Source organism: Streptomyces sp. NPDC055243, assembly GCF_044544025.1.
Lineage (GTDB): Bacteria > Actinomycetota > Actinomycetes > Streptomycetales > Streptomycetaceae > Streptomyces.
Genome location: NZ_JBITWR010000016.1, coordinates 63,631 through 84,125 on the forward strand (window position 1 = coordinate 63,631; position 20,495 = coordinate 84,125).

At 70.5% G+C, this 20,495-nt stretch carries 15 protein-coding genes and 2 pseudogenes; 4 read left to right on the forward strand and 13 right to left on the reverse strand.

Annotated features, from left to right (window positions below; all coding sequences use genetic code 11):
• Positions 1-38: 38 nt before the first annotated feature.
• On the forward strand, positions 39-719 hold the full coding sequence (locus ACIGXX_RS34915; protein ID WP_399981810.1) for a class I SAM-dependent methyltransferase: 681 nt from the start codon (positions 39-41) through the stop codon (positions 717-719).
• On the opposite strand, the gene ACIGXX_RS34920 is transcribed toward ACIGXX_RS34915, so the two are convergent.
• The 6 genes from ACIGXX_RS34920 to ACIGXX_RS34945 all read right to left on the reverse strand — a co-directional run bounded on the left by ACIGXX_RS34920 (position 688) and on the right by ACIGXX_RS34945 (position 6,962).
• Positions 688-3,015: an FdhF/YdeP family oxidoreductase gene (locus ACIGXX_RS34920; protein WP_399981813.1), complete on the reverse strand. Its 2,328-nt coding sequence runs from the start codon at positions 3,013-3,015 to the stop codon at positions 688-690. The two genes, ACIGXX_RS34915 and ACIGXX_RS34920, sit on opposite strands and share 32 nt — an antisense overlap.
• Positions 3,016-3,171: 156 nt before the next feature.
• Positions 3,172-3,594, reverse strand: a complete 423-nt coding sequence (locus ACIGXX_RS34925; RefSeq protein ID WP_399981816.1) for an ATP-binding protein — start codon at positions 3,592-3,594, stop codon at positions 3,172-3,174.
• A complete protein-coding gene (locus tag ACIGXX_RS34930) occupies positions 3,594-4,472 on the reverse strand; it encodes an MEDS domain-containing protein (RefSeq protein ID WP_361467483.1) in 879 nt (292 codons plus the stop codon). Before ACIGXX_RS34930 ends, ACIGXX_RS34925 begins: the two co-directional genes overlap by 1 nt.
• Positions 4,473-4,747: 275 nt before the next feature.
• The gene (locus ACIGXX_RS34935; RefSeq protein ID WP_383825961.1) at positions 4,748-5,308 is read right to left on the reverse strand and encodes a TetR/AcrR family transcriptional regulator; all 561 of its coding nucleotides are present in this window, start codon (positions 5,306-5,308) and stop codon (positions 4,748-4,750) included.
• Between the two features lie 72 nt (positions 5,309-5,380).
• Positions 5,381-6,766: an amidase gene (locus tag ACIGXX_RS34940; protein WP_399981821.1), complete on the reverse strand. Its 1,386-nt coding sequence runs from the start codon at positions 6,764-6,766 to the stop codon at positions 5,381-5,383.
• On the reverse strand, positions 6,753-6,962 hold the full coding sequence (locus tag ACIGXX_RS34945; protein WP_399981824.1) for a hypothetical protein: 210 nt from the start codon (positions 6,960-6,962) through the stop codon (positions 6,753-6,755). The genes ACIGXX_RS34940 and ACIGXX_RS34945 overlap by 14 nt, the downstream gene beginning before the upstream one ends.
• A 202-nt stretch (positions 6,963-7,164) precedes the next feature.
• Here ACIGXX_RS34945 and ACIGXX_RS34950 point away from each other — a divergent pair, with 202 nt between their 5' ends.
• Positions 7,165-8,061: an MBL fold metallo-hydrolase gene (locus ACIGXX_RS34950; RefSeq protein ID WP_399981828.1), complete on the forward strand. Its 897-nt coding sequence runs from the start codon at positions 7,165-7,167 to the stop codon at positions 8,059-8,061.
• Between the two features lie 13 nt (positions 8,062-8,074).
• Here the strand turns inward: ACIGXX_RS34950 and ACIGXX_RS34955 are convergent, their stop codons facing one another.
• Positions 8,075-8,473, reverse strand: a complete 399-nt coding sequence (locus ACIGXX_RS34955) for a VOC family protein (RefSeq protein ID WP_361467471.1) — start codon at positions 8,471-8,473, stop codon at positions 8,075-8,077.
• Positions 8,474-8,569: 96 nt separating this feature from the next.
• On the opposite strand from ACIGXX_RS34955, the gene ACIGXX_RS34960 reads away from it, so the two are divergent.
• Both ACIGXX_RS34960 and ACIGXX_RS34965 read left to right on the forward strand, forming a co-directional pair.
• The gene (locus tag ACIGXX_RS34960) at positions 8,570-9,565 is read left to right on the forward strand and encodes a YafY family protein (RefSeq protein ID WP_351169376.1); all 996 of its coding nucleotides are present in this window, start codon (positions 8,570-8,572) and stop codon (positions 9,563-9,565) included.
• Positions 9,566-9,621: 56 nt separating this feature from the next.
• Positions 9,622-10,053: a GNAT family N-acetyltransferase gene (locus ACIGXX_RS34965; RefSeq protein ID WP_351169379.1), complete on the forward strand. Its 432-nt coding sequence runs from the start codon at positions 9,622-9,624 to the stop codon at positions 10,051-10,053.
• Here ACIGXX_RS34965 and ACIGXX_RS34970 read toward each other — a convergent pair.
• The 6 genes and pseudogenes from ACIGXX_RS34970 to ACIGXX_RS34995 all read right to left on the reverse strand — a co-directional run.
• A pseudogene (locus ACIGXX_RS34970) lies at positions 10,046-12,028 on the reverse strand (alpha-amylase family glycosyl hydrolase); the annotation flags it as partial. The gene ACIGXX_RS34965 and the pseudogene ACIGXX_RS34970 sit on opposite strands and share 8 nt — an antisense overlap.
• A 160-nt stretch (positions 12,029-12,188) precedes the next feature.
• On the reverse strand, positions 12,189-14,894 hold the full coding sequence (pulA, locus tag ACIGXX_RS34975; RefSeq protein ID WP_399981834.1) for a pullulanase-type alpha-1,6-glucosidase: 2,706 nt from the start codon (positions 14,892-14,894) through the stop codon (positions 12,189-12,191).
• A gap of 163 nt (positions 14,895-15,057) precedes the next feature.
• Positions 15,058-16,455, reverse strand: a pseudogene (locus ACIGXX_RS34980) (alpha-amylase family protein); the annotation flags it as partial.
• 417 nt (positions 16,456-16,872) lie between these two features.
• A complete protein-coding gene (locus ACIGXX_RS34985; protein WP_351169385.1) occupies positions 16,873-17,931 on the reverse strand; it encodes a LacI family DNA-binding transcriptional regulator in 1,059 nt (352 codons plus the stop codon).
• Positions 17,919-19,568, reverse strand: coding sequence for a glycoside hydrolase family 13 protein (locus ACIGXX_RS34990; protein ID WP_351169388.1), 1,650 nt, complete (start codon positions 19,566-19,568; stop codon positions 17,919-17,921). Before ACIGXX_RS34990 ends, ACIGXX_RS34985 begins: the two co-directional genes overlap by 13 nt.
• A 45-nt stretch (positions 19,569-19,613) precedes the next feature.
• Positions 19,614-20,492, reverse strand: coding sequence for a carbohydrate ABC transporter permease (locus ACIGXX_RS34995; protein WP_351169675.1), 879 nt, complete (start codon positions 20,490-20,492; stop codon positions 19,614-19,616).
• Positions 20,493-20,495 lie beyond the last annotated feature (3 nt).

The window sequence follows — 20,495 nt, forward strand, 5'->3', positions numbered from 1 at the left end:
GCCACGCGCAGGGTTGCCGGAGAGCAGAAGGAGCACCCATGAGCGAGCAGCACACCCACACCCCCACCGACTCCCCCACCGCTTCCGCCGCCGGATCGGCCGCAGCGTTCTGGGACGAGCGCTACAACCAGAGCGGCCGTCTGTGGAGCGGCGAGCCCAATGCCGCACTCGTCCGCGAGACCGAGGGCCTGACCCCGGGCAGCGCCCTGGACCTGGGCTGCGGGGAGGGCGGCGACGCGATCTGGCTGGCGCGGCAGGGCTGGCGCGTCACCGCCACCGACATCTCCCGCGTCGCCCTGGGCCGCGCGGCCGAGCACGCGGCCCAGGCGCAGGTCGCCGACCGCGTCGACTGGCAGCACCACGATCTCGGCACGTCCTTCCCAGCCGGCCGCCACGACCTGGTCTCCGCCCAGTTCCTGCACTCCCTGCACGAGATGCCGCGCGAGGAGATCCTGCGGAACGCCGCCGCGGCCGTGGCGCCGGGCGGCATCCTCCTGATCGTCGGCCACATGGGCTTTCCCGCCTGGGAGACCGAACCGCACCCCGGCGTGGACTTCCCCGGCCCCCAGAAGGTCCTGGCCTCTCTCGACCTGCCGGCCGAGCAGTGGGACGTACTCGTCTGCGACACCCATGAGCACGCCCTGACGGGCCCCGACGGGGAGCCCTCGACGCGGACCAACTACACCGTCAAACTGCGGCGCCACACCCCGAAGGCCTGACCGTGACCTTGACGTGTTTCATGATCGGCTGGTCGCTCTGGGTACTGAAGTCGCCGAGTGCGCACAGCACGTTCATCTCGGGCATGTAGCCGGCCGCGCAGCCCCGGGGGATGTCGTAGGGGATGGCGAGGAAGCCGTTGAGGTGGCGCCTGCTGCCGTCCTTGGCCGTGCTGGTGATGTCGACCGGGGCGGAGTGGGCGATGCCGCGCTCGCGCATGTCGTCCCGGTTCATGAAGACGAGGGTGCGCAGGTTCTTGATGCCCCGGTAGCGGTCGTTGTCCGAGTAGATGGTGGTGTTCCACTGGTCGTGCGACCGCATGGTGCCGAGCGCCAGGGTGCCGGGGGCGGGGACGACGTCGGGCAGGGCGGCGGCGGAGAACTCGGCGCGCCCCGACGGGGTGAGGAAGACCAGCTCGCGGGCGGGCTGCTTGATGCGGAAGCCGAGCGGCAGCCGTACCCGGCGGTTGAAGTCCTCGAAGCCGTCGAGGGCCTGGGCCATGGTGTCGCGGATACGGTCGTAGTCCTCGATGTACCACTCCCAGGGGGTGGCGCTGTCGGGCAGCGCCGCCCGGGCCAGGCCGGCGACGATCGCGGGCTCGGACAGCAGGTGCGGGGACGCGGGGCGCTTCATGCCGATGGACAGGTGCACCATGCTCATCGAGTCCTCGACCGACGAGCTCTGGACGCCCCTGCGCTGATGGTCCTTCTCGGTGCGGCCCAGGCACGGCAGGATCAGGGCCCGGCGGCCGTGGACGAGATGGCTGCGGTTCAGCTTGGTGCTCACCTGGACGGTGAGGTCGCAGCTGCGCAGCGCCTCGTAGGTGTAGGGGGTGTCGGGCGCCGCGAGGGCGAAGTTGCCGCCCATGGCGACGAACACCTTCACCTCGCCCCGGTGCATCGCCTTGATGGTGGCGACGGTGTCCAGGCCGTGCTCGCGGGGCGGGTCGATGTCGCAGACCTCGGCCAGGCGGCTCAGGAACTCCTCGGTGGGGCGGTGGTCGATGCCGCAGGTGCGGTTGCCCTGGACGTTGCTGTGCCCGCGCACCGGGGACGGCCCCGCCCCTTCCCGTCCCACGTTGCCGCGCAGGAGCAGCAGGTTGGCGATCTCCCGGACCGTGTCGACGCCGTGCTCGTGCTGGGTGACGCCCAGGCACCAGCTGACGATGCTGCGGTCGGCGTCGCGGTAGACGCGGGCCGCGTCGAGGACGTCGGCGCGGCTCACCCCGGACTGCTTCTCGATCTCCTCCCACGGCGTGGCCTCGCACAGGGCGCGGTACGCGTCGAAGCCGGTGGTGTGCCGGTCGATGAACTCCCGGTCCAGTGCCTTCGGGTCGTGCCCGGACTGTTCCAGGATCGCCTTCGCCATGCCGCGCAGGAGGGCCATGTCGCCGCCGATGCGCGGCTGCAGGTTCAGGGTGCTGGTCCGCGTCGCCTTGTTGAGCGCCATGTCCGTGAACTCGTGCGGGACGATGGTGCGGGTGGCGGCGGCCTCGACCAGCGGGTTGATGTGCACGATCTGGGCACCGCGGTCGTGGGCGTCGGCGAGGGCCGTGAGCATCCGGGGCGCGTTGGAGGCCGCGTTGACGCCCAGGATGAACAGCGCGTCGGTGGCTTCCCAGTCCTTGAGGTCGACGGTCCCCTTGCCGGTGCCCAGCGATGCCTTGAGCGCGCGGCCGCTGGCCTCGTGGCACATGTTGGAGCAGTCCGGCAGATTGTTCGTGCCCAGTTCGCGGGCCATCAGCTGGTAGAGGAACGTGGCCTCGTTGCCCAGCCGGCCCGAGGTGTAGAACGCGGCCCGGTTCGGGTCGTCCAGGCCGCGCAGTGCTCCGCCGACCACCTCGAAGGCGTCCTGCCAGCTGATCGGTACGTAGTGGTCGCTCTCGGGGTCGTAGACCATCGGCTCCGTCAACCGGCCCTGGTTCTCCAGGTCGAAGTCGCTCCAGCCGTACAGCTCGGTCACCGAGTGCGCGGCGAAGAACTCCCGGCCGACCCGTTTGCGGGTCATCTCCCAGGTGACGTGCTTGATGCCGTTCTCGCAGATGTCGAGGTGCAGCCCCTTGGTGTCGTCCGGCCAGGCGCAGCCCGGACAGTCGAAACCGCCGTCCTCGTGGTTCATCCGCTTGATCGCCCGCGGCCCGTCCACCAACGCGCGCTCGCGCACGAGGAATTGGGTCACGCCCTTGGCGGCTCCCCAGCCGGCGGCCGGATGGTGGTAGGGGCGGGACTCCGGAGCACCGGTGGGGGCGGGTCCCACGCGGGGCTCCGGCGGGTCCTGCTGCTCGTGGGACGCGCTCAAGAGTGTCAACCTTCCGGCACGCGGACATGGCCCCATAACGGGACTTTCCGCCCAGGCTAGGCCTGCCGCGCCGTCCGCGCCACGGCTGGCCCGCAGGGGTGGCCGCCACCCCCGCGCCGCCTGATCACCGAAGCGCCCAGGCGCTCCGGCGGCCCGCTACCGGGACAGGTTCACGGTCAGGGTCACCATCGACCCGCCGGGGCCCCCGGAAATGGTGAGCTCGTCGGTGAGCAGGCCGGCGAGCCACAGGCCCCGCCCGCCCGCGTGGCCGTCGAGGCCGGGAGCCAGCACGGGGATGACGTCGGCGCTGAAGCCGGGGCCCAAGTCGTGGATGTGGCAGTCGAGATGGCCGTTGCTGCGCTGGAGGACCAGGGTGCCGCCGCCGCCCGCGTGCTCGACCGCGTTGACCGCCACGGCGTCCAGGGCCACGATGAATTCGCTGCGGCGCGGCTCGGCAAGACCTAGGTGGTCCGCGTACTGGTCGACGAGCATCCGCAGCCGGGGCAGGTCGTCCTGGGTGAAGCGTGATTCCAACAGGGTGACGGGAGGGACCTCGCGGGGGCCTGGCGTGGTCGTCATCAGCGGTCCACCTCACTGATCACCATGTGCGGCACCTGGTCGGCGCCTGCTCGGCGCAGTATGCGGGCCGGTGTCGGTGGACAGTGGACCCGGACCGGTCCGTGCGCATGCTCCAGAACCAGCCGCAGCAGGTCCACCGCACAGGCGACGCCGAGGAAGACCAGGCCGCCCAGGTCCACGGTCAGGGGCTGGGCATTCTCGCTGCGCCTGAGCCCCTCGCGCACGGCGCCGATGAATTCCTCCCGGGTGGCGATGTCCGCCTCGCCGGTCAACTGCACCAGCCCCTCCGCGTGTTCCACGTGCAGGGCACCCAGGCGGGGCAGCAGTCGGCAGGGGTGTGCCTCGTGCATGGCCGTCAGGACACCGGGGTCGAACCAGCGGCTGTCGTAGGCACAGATCTCGGTATAGGGGCGGCCGGTGAACAGATGCTGGGCGTGGGACTCACGGTGCATCATCACCTGGACATCGGCGCCCAGATCCCCCACCCAGTGCATGTCGATATAGGTGCGCAGCCCGCTGTAGCCCTCGGCCAAGGCCTGGTCGGTCTCCTCGGTGATGCGGTCCCACTGCCGGTGGGGGGTGAACGCGTCCTGGGGGTGGATGAGGGCGCGCATGCTGCTGAGCACCAGCTGCCCGTTCTCGCGAGCGGCTCCCAGCAGGGCCCCCGGCGCGTCGAGCCGGTTCCACACCTGTTCCTCGTGCAGGTGCGGAGCCGCGAAGACCATCACCTTCTCGCGCTTCACGAGCCCCGCCCACGCGAAGGCGGACACCACGTCGCGGCCCGCATCGTCGTCGGCGTAACTGACGAAAGCATGATCGCCCGCCCGGAGGTGCTGGACCGGGATCGTTCCGACCGACGCCGAGCCGGCAACCGCCATCTCTCACCTCCGGGGCCCACAGGGCCCGACGGGAACAAGTGCGGGCCACACGCTAGCGGTCCGTAGCGCACGGCAGCGCGTCCCCGAGCAAAGCGACAAATAGCTGGTGCCGCCGTCTCTCATGACGATCGCAAGTGCGCGAAGATGCTCCGTTCCGGGCTGATTCTGTTCGCCAGAGGACGTTCAACGGGCGGCATGGGGCGGCTGGCATGAGCGCGTGGCATGGGCGGTGCCCATCACCAGCCGCACCCTGCCCCTCTCCGGCGCCGCCGAAGTCAGGGCTGCGCGAGGGTGTGCTCCACGAGTGCGCGCGCATAGGCGGCGTCCAGCCGGCTGGGGCGGAAGAGGATGCGGTACATCATCGGCGCCACGACCTGGTCGATGACCTGTTCGGCGTCCGGGGCGGCCTCGCCCCGCTCCGAGGCACGGGCCAGAACGACGTCGATCTGGTCCGCCGCGAAGGCAGAACACTGGCCGGCGTTGCTGCCGTCCGGGTTCCCCAGGAGGGCGTCCCTGATGTACGCGCGGCCCGCAGGGGAGGCCATCTCGTCGAGGAACTGCTCCGCCCACGCGCCGAGGTCCGCCCGCAGGCTGCCGAGGTCGGCCGGCAGCTCTTCAGGGCGCAGGTGTTCGACCGCAACGTCCGACAAGAGCTCCTGCAGGTCCCCCCACCGGCGGTAGACGGTCGACGGCGTCACGCCCGCGCGGGCGGCGACCAGAGGGACGGTCAGCGCCTCGCGGCCCAGCTCGGCCTGTAGCTCACGGACTGCCGCGTGGACCGATTCTTGGACCCGGGCGCTGCGCCCTCCGGGCCGAACCATGGGCTTGGGACTCATGACTCCACCTTATCGCCTTAATGCAAAATCGTAGCTTCTAGGTGGTGCCGCCGCCACGACCGCCCCACCAGCTCAGGCCGCCGTCGGCGCAAGCCGCCCGGCTCCGGCGCCAGCCGCCTCATAGGCCCGCCCGACCCACAGCACGGTCGCCTCCCCCAGGGGGCGCCCCATCAGCTGCATGCCGATCGGCATGCCCGCGCGATCCTGGCCGACGGGCAGGGTCAGCGCCGGCACCCCCGTGACGTTGGCCGGTGACGAGAGCCGGACGTAGCTGTCGGAGACGGCCTCCACCGTGCCGTCCGCCCACCGCACGCTGTCCTGGCCGGACTTGGCCGCCGTCATCGGCACCGCCGGGGCCGCGATCACGTCGACGCGGCCGAACAGCCGCGCCCAGGCCTCGCGCATCAACGTCCGCGCGCGCTGGGCCCGGAGGTAGTCGCCCGCGGTCACGAACTCGCCCGCCTCCAGGAGGACGCGGACGTCCGGCGCGTACAGGTCAGGCGTCGAGCGCAGCGTCCCCTCGTGGTACGCGGTCGCCTCGGGGACCATCAGCCCCCACAGGGTGGCCTGGATGTAGCGCGTCATGGGGATCTCGACCTCGACGAGTTCGGCTCCCAGGTGCTCCAGCTGCCCGATGGCCCGGCGCACGCTCTCCTCGACCTCGGGGCTGATGCGCTCGAAGTAGTAGTTGCGCGGCACGCCCACCCGCAGTCCTGACAGGTCACCGGCCTCCGGGGAGGTCCGGCCGCCCGACGCCGCCGGGCCGCCCGAATCCCGCCCGACCAGTGCGGCGAGGACGAGTTCCGCGTCCCGCACCGTGCGGGTGAGGGGCCCGACGTGGTCCAGGGACCAGGACAGGGAGGTCACTCCGTGGCGGGGGATCAGGCCGTACGTCGGCTTGAGGCCCACCACGCCGTTGAGCGCCGCGGGCACGCGGATCGATCCGCCGGTGTCGGTTCCCAGCGCGAAGGTGGCCTCTCCGGCCGCGACGGCGACGGCCGAGCCGCCGCTCGACCCGCCGGCGACCCGGCTGTGGTCCCAGGCGTTGCGGGTCTGCGGGGTGGTCAGCCCGTAGGCGAACTCGTGGGTGTGGGTCTTGCCGAGCAGCACCGCTCCGGCCGCGGCCAGGCGCGCGGCGACGGCGCTGTCGCCTTCGGCGACATGGTCCGCCCGCACGCGGGAGCTCGCCGTGGTGGGCATGCCCTCGGCGTCGATCAGGTCCTTCAGACCCATGGGGATGCCGTGCAGCGGGCCGTGCGAGCGGCCCTCGGCGATCTCGCGCTCGGCCTCGGCCGCCGCGCTCCGGGCGGAGTCCGCGGCGACGGTGACGTAGGCCTGGAGGCGTGCTTCCACCGCGCCGATGCGATCCAGCACCGAATCGGTCAGCTCGACCGGGGACAGCTCCCCCGCGCCGATGGCTCGGGCGGCCTCGGTCAGTGACAGCTCAAACGGCTGCATCGACGTCCTCCAGTCCGGCCGTGTAGGTCATCGCAGGCGGCGTGTCCCCGAAGTCCAGTTCGCGCAGCGTGGCGATGACGGAGTGGATGTGGTTGGCAGTCGCCGCCACCTCCTCGTGACGGTCGCTCGCCAGCGGCAGGCCCGCGCGGAGCGCCCATCGGGCGGCCTCCTGCGGGGTGAGTCCGGTGGTGTCCATGCGGGCCCTCTCGGCTCGGCTCGTCGCGCCGCGCGGGGCGGCGGTCCGCCCGGCAGCACTCAAAAGCTAATGGTTTGCGTTAGCGAGACAGTAGGGCCTACGTTGACTTAACGCAAACAGATTGCTTTTAGCGGCGAACTCACACCAGCCGCTCGCGCCACGCAAACACCAGGCACTTGCGCCACGCAGAGGAGCACCTCCCATGCCCACCCCCGCCCACCACGCCACCGACCTGCCGGCCTGGACCGTGGGAGACCTCACCGTCCACCGCGTCGACGAAGTAGCCCTGCCCCCGCAGACGGGCCCCTGGCTGCTGCCCGGAGCCACGCCCGAGGTGGTGGCCCAAGCCCCCTGGCTGCAGCCGGACTTCGCCGACGACCAGCGCGTCCTGCGGCTGGCGAGCCACAGCTTCGCGATCGACGTGAACGGGCTGCGCGTGCTCGTCGACACCGGCATCGGCAACGGCAAGCAGCGGGCCAACCCCGCGTGGGACAACCTGAACAGCGACTACCTGGCGCGGCTGACACGGGCCGGCTTCGCACCCGAGACAGTGGATCTCGTCGTCCTCACCCACCTGCACACCGACCACGTCGGCTGGAACACCCGGGCGGTCGGCGACAGTTGGGTGCCCACCTTCCCCAATGCCCGCTACCTCACGAGCCGTGCCGAGGACGACTACTGGGCCGGTGTCGACATGGAAGAGGCCCGGCGCCAGATGTTCCGCGACTCCGTGGACCCCATCAAGAACGCCGGACTGCTCGACCTCGTCGACGTACCTCTTGAAGGCGCCGACATCGCGCCGGGCGTCCGTCTGCGTCCCACCCCGGGCCATACGCCGGGCCAGGTGGCGGTGGAGCTGAGCAGTCAGGGCGAGAGCGCGCTCATCACCGGTGACTGCGTCCACCACCCCGTCCAGCTGGTCCACCCCGGTCTGGGCAGCTGCGTGGACATCGACGCCGCGGCCGCGACCAGGACCCGCCGGGAGCTCCTCGGCTCGCTCTCCGGCACCCGGACCCTGCTGCTCGGCAGCCACTTCCCGCCGCCCACCGCAGGCCACGTGATCCCCGAGGGCGACTCCTACCGACTGGTTCCCGCCTGAGGGCCGAGGCCTCCTACGCCGCGAACTTCTCCCTGGCGGCCGGGGTCACCGGAGTGAAGAAGTTGACGAGGTTGCCGTCGGGATCGCGGAAGAGCAGGGACCGGTTGCCCCAGGGCATGGTGGTGGGTTCATTGACGAACTCGTCGATGAAGCCGATCAGGTTCTGGTGCACGCGGTCCACGTCGTCCACCAGGAACTCGAGGATCACGGAGTGGTTGTCCGCCGGCCGGGAGGATCCCGGCGCGAACAGCGGGACGGTGCGGGTGCTGCCGATGGCGAGCGTGGAACTGGCGGCCCGGAGCTCGGCGAAGTCCTCGGTGTACCGGGTCGCCGGGAGCCCGGTGGCCTTCTCGTAGAACGCGGCGAGGCGCTCCACGTCGTCGGTGATGATGCGGATCGAGACGAAGTCCACGGCGTTCTCCCTGCAGGTGATGTGGTGCGGTTGCGCTCCCCACGCTAGGACCAATAGGGGACAGAATCCGCCCTCTATCAGCCCTAGACTCGGATCATGTCCCGACCCACCAGCCGCGTCCTCACCCTCCTGGAGCTGCTCCAGTCGGGCGGCCTGCGGACCATCGCCGAACTCGCCGACCGGCTCGACGTCGACAAGCGCACGGTGCGGCGGTACGTGGAGCACCTGAACGACCTCGACGTGCCCGTCGAATCGGTGCGCGGCCGGTACGGCGGCTACCGTCTGGCGCCCAGCTACCGGCTGCCTCCCCTCATGCTCAGCGACGACGAGGCGCTCGCCGTGCTCCTCGGCCTGATCGCGGGCCAGCGGACGGGGCTTGCCACCGCGACGGACACAGCGAGCGAAACGGCGGCGGCCAAGATCCGGCGGGCGCTGCCCCCGCATGTCGCCCGGCGGCTGGACGCGGTCACGGAGTCCCTCGCCTTCACCCAGCCGTCCGCCGGGTCCGGCACCCCGGACGCCGCGGTGCTGCTCGCCGTCGCCGACGCCGTGCGCCACCGTCGGCCGGTCTCGATGCGGTACACCGACCGCGAAGGACGCAGCAGCAGACGCACGCTGCACCCGTACGGGATCGTCGCCCACTCCGGCCGGTGGTATCTCACCGGTCATGACCCCGGGCTCGGCGAGGACCGGACCTTTCGGCTGGATCGCGTCGCGGACGCGCGGACCCAGCCCGGAACGTTCGAGGCACCCGATGGACCGGACGCGGCGCAACGCCTCCTGTCGGGCCTCGCCGCGGCACCGTACCGGCATGAGGTGACCCTGCGGATCAACGGAACGGCCGAGCAGATCCGCGCGCGGCTCCCCGCCAGTGTCGCCACCCTTCACGAGCCGACACCCGCGGCGGACGCGGATCTCGCCGCCGGGCCCGAGCACTGGCCGCGCGTCGAGCTGCGGGCGGAACACCTCGACTGGCTGCCCCCGGCCCTCGCCTCCCTCGACCTGCCGTTCAAGATCGAACGCCCCGCCGAACTGCGCGAGATGGTCGCCGCGTTCGCCGACCGTCTCGCGGGCAGCGCACGCAGGGACTGATAACTGAGGCAACTAAGGCAGTTGTCCCGCCGGGCCCGGTCGCCGACGCTCACAGGATGAACAAAGCGAGCGGAGCGATCGACTACACATGGCGCGACCTCATCACCGACGAGGAGTTGACCGACCTGGTCCGGTCGCACGGCGGCAACGCCGTGGCCGGCTGGTGGAACAAGATCCAGAAGCACAGCCTCGGTTGGGTGGCGGCACGTGACCCTGAGCACCTCCTCGTCGGATTCGTGAACGTGGCATGGGACGGCGGAGACCACGCCTTCTTGCTCGACACGAAGACCCGGGGCTCGCACCAGCGTCGCGGTATCGGCACGTCAGTCGTCCGCCTGGCCGCAGCGCATGCGCGGGAATCGGGCTGCGAGTGGCTGCACGTCGACTTCGAACCCGGGCTACGGGACTTCTACTTCGCCGCCTGCGGCTTCCGTCCGACGGAGGCGGGGTTGATCCATCTGCCGTCCGCGAGGGGCGAGGCTACTTGAGGTAGGGGCCGTCCGTGCCTACCTTGCCCGGTGCCGGGTTGCCCGGCAGGTCGAGCACGTAGGCGCGCAGGTTGCCCTTGCCGGGGGCCGCGACGGAGAGCTTGCCGTCGGTCACGGTCTTCTTGTCACCGGTGACGGCGTCGGTGTAGGTGCCGTTGGGGATGCCGCTGTAGCTCGCGTCGCCGGAGACGGTGACGAGGGCGAAGCTGTCGACGGACCCCGAGGTGTAGCGGCGCTTGTACGCCATCTGGCCGCTGATGCCCTCGGTCGAGTACTGGCCCGACTGGAGCGCGGGCACGGCCCGGCGGATCTGGTTGAGCCGCTGCACATGCTTGACCAGGGGCTGGTCCAGGGTCTTGGCCACCTCGCCGCTCGCGCTGTCGACCGTGCCGAAGTCCGATGCGGTGACCGTTCCTTGGAGGCGGTCGCCGTAGTAGGCACGGCCCGTCGTCGCCAGTGGGCACTTGGGACCGCAGTCGATCTGCTTGCCCTTCTGGAACTCGATCTCCGAGCCGTAGTAGAGCGTCGGGATGCCGCGGAAGGTCCACATCAGAGCCATGTTCTCGGCCCAGGCGTCGGTGCCGCCCGCATAGCGGGTGGAGGACTTGTTCGGGCCGTAGTCGTGGCTGTCGACGTACACGGCGTTGTACGTCGCGTCGTTGACGGAGTCGTCGGAGTCCTTGCCGTTGTTGTACGCGTTCGAGGCCTCACCGAAGTTCATGTGCATCCGCATGTCGATGACGTTCATGCCGGAGAACTTCGTGCGGTCCGGGGCGTGGTAACTGTTCCCTTCCAGGAACGCGTTGGTGCTGGTCGGCTGGTTGCCCGTGCCCTGCGCCTGTTCGTACGCGTACATCTCCAAGGACGCCGCCGCGTCATCCGCGCTGTACTCCTTGCGCTCCTTCCACGTGTAGAACTGCGCGGAGTGGTTGACCGAGCCGCGGTTCCACTTGTCGTGCACGAAGGCCGCGACCTCGCCGAAGACGTAGAAGTCGTCGGCCTTGTCCGCGCCGTACTTGGCCACCAGCTTGTCGTGCAGCGCGGGCAGGAAGCGGCGGTTCCAGGTGGTGCGCGGGATGTGCACGGCGGTGTCGACGCGGAAGCCGTCCACGCCCATGTCGATGTACTTGTTGTAGGCGTCGATCAGGTACTGCTGCACATCGGTGTTCTCGGTGTTGAAGTCCGCCAGGTCGTCGTGCAACCAGCAGCTGCGCGAGTCCTCGCCCTCCCAGTTGCCGATCCAGCACTGGTGGTACGCGGACTTCGGGAACATGCCCGATGTGGGGCTCGGCCACTGGCAGTTGTAGATCTTCCGGCCGTCGGCGCCGGTGCCCGACTGCTTGCCCCAGTCCTTGCAGGTGTTGCCCGCCGGCTCCGCGGTGGACCAGCGGTCGCCGTTGTAGGGGTTGCCCTGGGCGTCCTCGTCGAGCGGGTCGTACTCCTTGCCCTCCACCTTGTCGTCGTAGTAGTCGCCCCACTCCGCGTCCTGGACGCCGAAGGCGGTCGGGGTGAACAGGCCCTTGGCGCCCCAGCGCGAGCTGTGGTTGTAGACGACGTCCTGGTAGATCTTCATGCCCTTGGCGTGCGCCCGGTCGATGAGCTGCTGGTAGGAGACGCCGTCCGACTCCAGGCGCGGGTCGATCTCGTAGAAGTCGTATCCGTGGTAGCCGTGGTAGTCGTAGTCCGACCGGTTCATGACCACCGGGGTGATCCAGACCGCCGAGAAGCCGAGGCCCTTGATGTAGTCCAGCTTCTCGGCGAGGCCCTTGAAGTCGCCCCGGGTCATGGGGTCTTCGTTGGCCGCGTTCCCGGACGACGTGTGCTGGTTGCCGCCCCGGTTGTTGGTCGCGTCGCCGTCGTTGAAGCGCGCGGTCATCGCGAAGTAGATCGCGTCCTTGCGCGGATCCCCGCCGAGCATGGTCGCGGGCTCCGCCGCGGTGGCCGCGGCCGTGCCCTGGGCGGCGCTCCCCGACCCTGGCAACAGGGTCAGGAGCAGACCGCCCAGGACGGCGGCCACGAGCAGGCGTGTTCTGTGGTGCGACATGCAGCCTCCTGTACGTAGTGGGGTACGTGGGAGGGCCGACGCGCCATCAGCCCGGATGGGATGTCTCGCGGGGCCGGGTCAGGCCCCTGGTTCAGCCTCGCTCGAAGACGGCGACGCTCCGTGCGGGGACGTCGAAGGTTCCCGAACTCCGGTGGTACGCAGCCGACTTGACCACTGAATCGGCACCCTTCGCCTGGATGGGGTGCAGGGCGTACGCGGTGTCCTTCAGGGCCGTGACGTGCTGCCGCTGTGCCTCCGGGGTCGCGTTGAAGACGACCACGAGGTTCCCAAGCTCCATGGTGATGACGCCGGGGGTCTCGGCTGCGGTGCCCGAGAGAGGGAAGGCGAGCCGCGACTGGACCTGGCCCGCGGTGGCCAGGGAGAAGGCGGGCTCGGTCGCGCGCAGCTTCACGAGGTCCTGGTAGGCGGCCGACGTTCCGTTGATCTCGGCGCACCCCGGCGTCAGGGTCGGGGAGGTGAGCAGGGGCTTCCCGAAGGCCCACTTGTCCTTGTTGTCGGCGGCCGGGGGCAGGCCGCGCCCGAAGCCGTTGCCGTCCCGGCAGTTCCAGTGCAGGGCGTTGAACCAGTCGCCGCTGTCGAAGGAGTTGCGGTCCAGGGACTTCGAGCGCAGCAGGTCGCTGCCCGCCTGGGACAGGGACGGGCCCTGGGCCAGGGTGGCGGTCGCCATCGCGAGCACCTGCATGCGGGCGCGTTCGGCGGCCGTGGTGTCCGCGGGCAGCTTGAAGGCGAGAGCGTCGTACAGCGATTCGTTGTCGTGGGCGTCGGCGTAGGAGAGGGCGTCGCCGGGGGCGGCCGCGTAGCCGGCCGGGGCGCCGTTGTAGTCGACCTCGGAGCCCTTGACGCGCTTTCCGGCGGAGTCGGTGAACGTGTAGCCGGCGAGATTGCCGGTAAGGGCGACCTTGAGCAGGTCCTGGTAGTGCAGGAGCCGGGCCTTCTGCTCGGCCGGGGTGCCGTTGGCCTTCGAGGCGTTGGGGTCGGTGAACAGGCCGCTGGCGAAGCCCTGGACGCCGGGGTCACCGTCGAAGGGGCCGCCGCCGCGCACCGCGTCGCGGCCGCGGTCGGAGAAGGTGGCGACGCCCGTGCCCGCCATGTTCTTCTGCGTGGCCTGGACGAAACGGGCGTCGTCGGCGATCTCGCCGAAGTTCCAGCCCTCGCCGTACAGGACGATCTTCTTGCCGTCGACGCCGTCCTTCTTGACGGTCAGCGCGTCCAGCGCCTTGCGCACCGCCAGGATGTTGGCCTTGGGGTGGTGTCCCATCAGGTCGAAGCGGAAGCCGTCGACCTTGTACTCCTTGGCCCAGGTGACCAGCGAGTCGACCTCGAGCTTGCCCATCATGGCGTTCTCGGGGGCGGTGTTGGCGCAGCAGGTGGAGGTGGCGACCGTGCCGTCGGCCATCAGCCGTTGGTAGTAGCCGGGCACGATCTTGTCGAGGACGGACTTGTCCGCCTGACCACTGGCCACCGTGTGGTTGTAGACGACGTCCATCACGGTCCGCAGCCCTGAGCCGTTGAGGCCCTGCACCATCCGCCGGAACTCGACCGTGCGGCGGGTCCCGGCGGGGTCGCTCGCGTAGCTGCCTTCCGGCACCGTGAAGTGCAGCGGGTCGTATCCCCAGTTGTAGGCGTCCTTGGCCGCGGTCTTGGTGACGCAGGCCTGCTGCGCGTCGGAGTCCGGGGCGGGCGCCGTCAGGTCGCAGTCGGGCTCGGCCTGGTCGGCGGCGCGCTCGGGGATGGTGCCGATGTCGAAGGCGGGCAGCAGGTGGACGTAGGAAGTCCCCGCCTCGGCCAGCTTGCGCAGGTGCTTCATGCCGTCGGAGGCCGTGTCGGTGAAGGCCAGGTACCGGCCGGGGTGCTTGGCCGTGCGGTCCTCGACGGAGAAGTCACGGACGTGCAGTTCCTGGATCTGCGCGTCGCGCAGCGGCGTGGCCTTCGGCTTCTTCAGCTGGGCCCATCCCTTGGGGGCGAGCTTCGGGTCGTCGAGGTCGACGGCGATGCTGCGCTCGGAGTCTGCGGTGAGCGCGGTGGAGTAGGGGTCGGTGACCTTGTTGGTGACGACCTTCTGGACGCTGGGCGCCCACACCTTCACCACGTACCGGTACTGCTTGCCCGACCAGCTCCTGGCGCCGGCGACGGACCATACGCCGCTGGCGTCGTCGCGCCGCATCGCCACGCGCTTGCCGTCGAGTTCGAGGCTGACGGACTGGGCGGTGGGAGCCCACAGGGCCAGGGTGGGGCGGCCGCCCTTGAACTGCGGGCCGAGGGCGGCCTTGGTGGCGGCGGCGCTGTAGAGGTCGTCGAGGACGCCCTGGGTCTGGACGCCGGTGGCGCTGATCAGGGTGCCGTCGGCGCTGCTGCGGGTGGCGACGAGCTGGCCGGTCAGCGCGTGGCGGACCCGGTCGCGGTCGCGCGGGTCGACGGTGAAGGCCGCGTAACTCTTCAGATGCGGGTACTTCTCACGCTGGGCCGCGGTGAGGCCGCCCGCCGCCGGGGTCAGGCGGATGCGCTGCCCCGTGCCCGCGAGTTCGCCGTCCTTGACGGTGAGCTGCCCGTCGCGTGCGTACACCAACTCCTGGGAGGCGGCGTCTCCCTGGACGTCCCAGGCGACGGTGTTCTCGTCGATCCACTGGGCCCGGGAGGTGGACAGGTCGAGCGCGGCGGGCGCGTCGGCCGCGGCCGGTGCCCGGGGTGCCGCGGTGGCCGATGACGTCAGGGGAGCGACCGCGGCGAGCAGGGCGATGGCCGTGGCGACGAGGGTGCGGCGAGGGGAGCCGGTCAAGGGAAACTTCTCCTTGTGTGGTGCGGCAGGGGGCGGTACGGAACGTGAGGGCGCCAGCGGGGACGTGAGCCGGCCCCGGCGATGGGACCCGGATCGGGGTGGGCCGCCCGGCGGCGGGGAAGCGGGAGCCGGGCGGCCGGTCGTGCGGGGCGGGCCGCGGTCAGCAGCTCCTGGCCCCGGTGTGCAGGGCGAGCGCGGTGTTGGGCGCGACGGCGGCGGTGAACTGGCCCGAGCCGTTGACGGTGACGCTCCTGCCGCTCTGGACGTCGCAGTAACTGCCCGCGGCGAGGGAGGTCTGGAAGGTCCGGTTGACCGTGGAGCCCTCGTGGTTGATGGCCACGTAGGCCTTGTCGCCGCGGCCGAACGCGATGGCGTTGTTGCCGTTGTCCCACCAGTTGGTCATGCCGGTCCCGCGGGCGGTGTTGCGGAACTTGACCATGCTCTTGATCTCGGGCCAGGCGTGCTGGCACTTCCAGCCGTCGCTGTAGCAGGCTGTGACCTGGCCGCCGTCGGGGGAACCCGCGTCGTTGCCGCTGAACTCGTAGCCGGAGTGCACGTCCGGGGCGCCGTAGGGCAGGGCCAGCATGAAGACGTGCGCGAGGGTGTAGTTCGCACCGTCCTTGTAGTTGAGCGTCTGGCCGTGCCGTTCGGTGTCGTGGTTGGCGACGAAGACGGCGGCCGAGCCGCTGGGCAGGTAGCCCCAGCCCTCGCCGAAGTTCTTCAGGTACGCGAGCTTCTCGTTGTTGAAGACGCGCTTGAGGTCCCAGCCGTAGCGGAACTCCTGGGCGTCGCCCGTACCGGTGTACTCGCTCGGGGAGACCGCCTCGCCCGCGCCGTACAGCGTCTCCTGCTTCCAGTAGACGCCGGGGTCGGTCAGCCGGGACTTGATGTTCTTCAGGTCGTCGGCGGGCATGTGCTTGGCCGCGTCGATGCGAAAGCCGTCGACGCCCAGCGACAGCAGGTCGTTCAGGTAGCCGGCGATCCTGCCCCGCACGTACTCCTCACCGGTGTCCAGGTCGGCCAGCCCGCCCAGTTCGCAGTTCTGGGTGTTCCAGCGGTCCTGGTAGTTGCTGATGGGCGCCTTGCAGCTGTCCATGTCGTTGACCGAGTAGGTGCCCGGGTAGTCGTACTTGGTGAAGGCGGAGCCGGCGGAGCCGGTGCCGGAGGCGTTGGTCATGTGGTTGATCACCGCGTCGGCGACGACCTTGACGCCGGCCGCGTGGCAGGTGTCGACCATGTTCTTGAACGCGGCCCGGTCGCCGAGCCGGGTGCCGATCTTGTAGCTGACGGGCTGGTAGGCGGCCCACCACGCCTCGCCCTGGAGGCGTTCCTGGGGCGGGGAGACCTGGACGTAGCCGTAACCGTCGGGGCCGAGGCGCTGGGTGCACTCCTTGGCGACCGAGGAGAACTTCCACTCGAAGAGCACGGCGGTGACGTCCTTGGTGCCGGGCGGGGCGGCCTGCGCCTGCGGGGCGCCGGCGACGATGCCACCTGCCGCTCCCGCGACCAGGGCGAGTGCTGCGGCGACGGGTCTGCGGACTTTGGTCTTTCGGCCAGCCATGAGGGCCTCCTGCGGGAGTGAGTGTGACCTTGTCCGGCAACGCGCCATGCCCGTAAGGCCGCTGAAGGATGTTGCAGAAACATTTCAACGCCGTTTTCGGTCGAGACCGTACGACCCTCGGAAACCCCGGTCAACCCTCTGCGCACACTCTCGCGCCAGATGGGCGGCACCGGGGTTTCATACGACGCAAAACCTTTCGCAAGACCTTGCGGCGGTGTTACGTTCAACCACGACTCCGGTCCGGACGGCCGGGGGACCCGTACCACGGGCCCCACGCGCCCGGCCGTTCGGACCGGAGGCACGAGACGGGGAGGCCCCGGAGCCACATCGTGACCCCGCTGCCCCGACCGGGCCGGCGCCGGGGACCTCCCTCTCAGCACCGACCCCACCGTGCAGGCGCGCACTCTCAGCGCGGCGTCAGCGCCGCGGCTGCGCCGTCGACCCGCGCACCACGAGCTCGGGCTGGAAGACGAACTCCGTCTGCTGCACGGGGTTTCCGTGTATTTCCTCGAGCAGGGCGCCCACCGCGGCGCTCGCCATCGCCTGGACCGGCTGGCGCACCGTCGTCAGCGGCGGATCCGTGAACGCGATCAGGGGCGAGTCGTCGAAACCGACCACGGAGACGTCACCGGGCACCGAAAGACCGCGTTCGCGAGCCGCACGGACGGCGCCGAGCGCCATCATGTCGCTGCCGCAGACCATCGCCGTGCACCCCCGGTCGAGCAGAGCGCTCGCCGCCGCGTGCCCGCCCTCCACCGTGAACAGCGTGCGCTGCACGAGCCCTTCGGCCTCCCCCTGTTCCAGGCCGAGCAGACCGTGCAGCGCCGCCGTGAACCCCTCCGCCTTGCGCAGCGAGGGGACGTACCGCGTCGGGCCGATGGCCAGACCGATCCGTTCGTGCCCCAGGTCGACCAGGTGCCGCACCGCCATCCGCGCGGCCGCGCGGTCGTCGGGCGAGACGAAGGACACCGGGATGTGCTCGTTGTATCCGTTGATCAGGACGAACGGCACACCGCGGGCGTGCAGTTCGAGGTACCGGGTGGGGTCGGCCGTCGTGTCGGCGTGCAGCCCGGAGAGGAAGACGATGCCGCTGACCCGGCGCTCCTCCAACTGCTCGACCAACTCGTCCTCGCTCGCCCCGTCCGGCATCTGCGTGCACAGCATCGGTGTGTAGCCGTGCCCGGACAGGACCTGCTCGACGACCTGCGCGAAGGCGGGGAAGATCGGGTTGCTGAGCTCGGGGATGACCAGGCCGACCAGACCGGCGCTGTGCCGCTTGAGCCGCATCGGACGTTCGTAGCCGAGCACGTCCAGGGCGGCGAGCACCCGGCGCCGGGTGCCGGCGGCGACCCCCGGCTTGCCGTTGAGCACCCGGCTCGCGGTGGCCTCGCTGACGTCGGCCTGGGCCGCGATGTCCGCGAGCCGCGGGGCGCCCCGGTCGGCGTCCCGCGGCAGGGAAAGGGTCACACCGCCCACCAGACGGTGGTGTCGGCGGGCAGCTGGACCTTGCCGTCCACCGTCTCCACCTCGGCGTTGGCCAGCAGGATCCGGCCGGGGGCCGGGATCCGCACGCTCTCGCCGGTGGTGTTCGCGGTGCAGACGAAGCCCTCGCGACGGAAGGCGAGGACCCCCTCGGGAGCCTCCAGCCACTCCAGCGAGTCCCCCGCGCCGAGCCCGGGCTGCTCCCGGCGTACGGCCAGAGCGCTGCGGTACATCTCCAGGGTCGACGCGGGGTCGCCCAACTGCGCCTCGACGCTGAGCCCGCCCCAGCCTTCGGGCTGCGGAAGCCAGCTGCCGCCCGCGCCGAATCCGTGGCTGGAGCCTTCGACGGTCCACGGGATGGGCACGCGGCACCCGTCCCGGAATCCGTCCTGGCCGTTCGCCCGGATGAACGACGGGTCCTGGCGCACCTCGTCCGGCAGGTCGGTGACGTCCGGCAGGCCCAGCTCCTCGCCCTGGTAGACGTAGGCGGAACCCGGCAGCGCCAGCATCAGCAGCGTCGCGGCACGAGCGCGGCGCAGTCCGAGCGCGCGGTCCCCCGCGGTGCGCAGCTGGGTGCCGAGCCCGGGCGGGTTGGCGAACCGCGTGGCGTGGCGGGTGACGTCGTGGTTGGAGAGCACCCAGGTGGCCGGGGCGCCGACGGGCCGCATCGCGGCCAGCGAGACGTCGATGACCTCGCGCAGCTCGGCCGCGTGCCAATGGGTGCCCAGGTACTGGAAGTTGAAGGCCTGGTGCATCTCATCCGGGCGCACATAGGCCGCCGCACGCTCGACGGTGGGGGTCCATGCCTCGGCGACGAGGATCCTCTCGCCCGCGTACTCGGTGAGGACCTTGCGCCAGCTGCGGTAGATCTCGTGCACGCCGTCCTGGTCGAAGAACGGCATGACGTCGTTGCCGAGCAGCTTGAGCTGGTCCTTGCGGCCGATGTCGGGCAGCCCCTCGGCCTTGACCAGACCGTGGGCGACGTCGACACGGAAGCCGTCGACGCCCATGTCGAGCCAGAAGCGCAGGATCGAGCGGAACTCGTCGTGCACCGCCGGGTGTTCCCAGTTGAAGTCCGGCTGCTCGGGCGCGAACAGGTGGAGGTACCACTCGCCGTCCGAGACCCGGGTCCAGGCGGGCCCGCCGAAGACGGACTCCCAGTCGTTGGGCGGGAGTTCACCGTTCTCGCCCCGGCCGGGGCGGAAGTGGTAGCGCTCACGAAGAGGCGAGCCCGGGCCCTCGCGCAGGGCGCGCTGGAACCAGTCGTGCCGGTCGGAGGAGTGGTTGGGCACCAGGTCGACGATGATGCGCAGGCCCAGGTCGTGAGCCTCGCGCAGCAGCGCGTCGGCGTCGAGCAGGGTGCCGAACATCGGGTCGATCGCGCGGTAGTCGGCGACGTCATAGCCGGCGTCGGCCTGCGGTGACGAGTAGAAGGGGCTGAGCCAGACGGCGTCGACGCCGAGGTCCCTGAGGTAGGGAAGGCGGGCGCGGATGCCGTCCAGGTCGCCCATTCCGTCACCGTTGCCGTCGGCGAAGCTGCGCGGATAGACCTGGTAGATCACCGCGCCACGCCACCAGTCCGTGTGGGTGCCGGAGGCGGGGGCTGCAGGGGCAGCGAGATGCTGGGTCATGTCTTCCCTGAGATCGAGAGGTCGAGTGCGGGGGGGTGGGGCGCGTCAGGACTTCGTGGCACCGGCCGTGAGGCCCGAGACGAGGTGGCGCTGCACGAAGCCGAAGATCACCGCGGCGGGCACCGCCACGATCACGGCCGCGGCCGTCAACGAACCCCAGTCGCTGGTGTACTGATTGACGAAGGTCTGCAGACCGCCCGCCAGGGTGAGGTTCTCCTCGCCGGTCATGAAGGCGGAGGCGTAGGCGACCTCGGCCCAGCCGGTGATGAAGCTGTAGAAGCCGGTGACGGCGAGACCTGGCTTGGCCAGCGGCACGATGAGCCGCCAGAAGGTGCCGAACGGGTTGAGCCCGTCCACTCGCCCGGCTTCGTCGATCTCCACCGGGATGGTGTCGAAGTACCCCTTCATCATCCAGGCGCAGAACGGCACGGCGATCGTCAGATACGTGACGACCAGACCGATGGGCTGGTTCAGCAGGCCCAGGCTGGCGAGGAGGTTGTAGAGCGGCACGATGAGCACCGCGACGGGGAACATCTGGGTGATCAGCAGCAGCCACATCAGCGGCCGCATGCCGGGGAACCTGAAGCGGCTGACGGCGTAGCCGGTGGTCGCGGAGATGAAGACGCCGATGACCGTGGTCAGGCCCACCACGAGCAGGGAGTTGCCGACCCAGCTCACGAACTCGGTGTCGTTGACGACGTGATCGTAGTTGCCGAGCGTGAAGTCCTTGACCAGGGCGGTGGAGAACGCCTCGCTCGTCGGCTTGAACGAGGTGATCAGCAGCCACAGCGGTGGGAGGACCGCGACGGCGGAGGCGATCAGCAGGGTCGCGTGGAGCGCGACCGAGGCCAGCGGCCCGCGTTCGCCGCGCTCCCTGACCTTGGCCTGGGGCCGGCTCGGGGACGAGGTCTTCTCGTCGGTCACGGT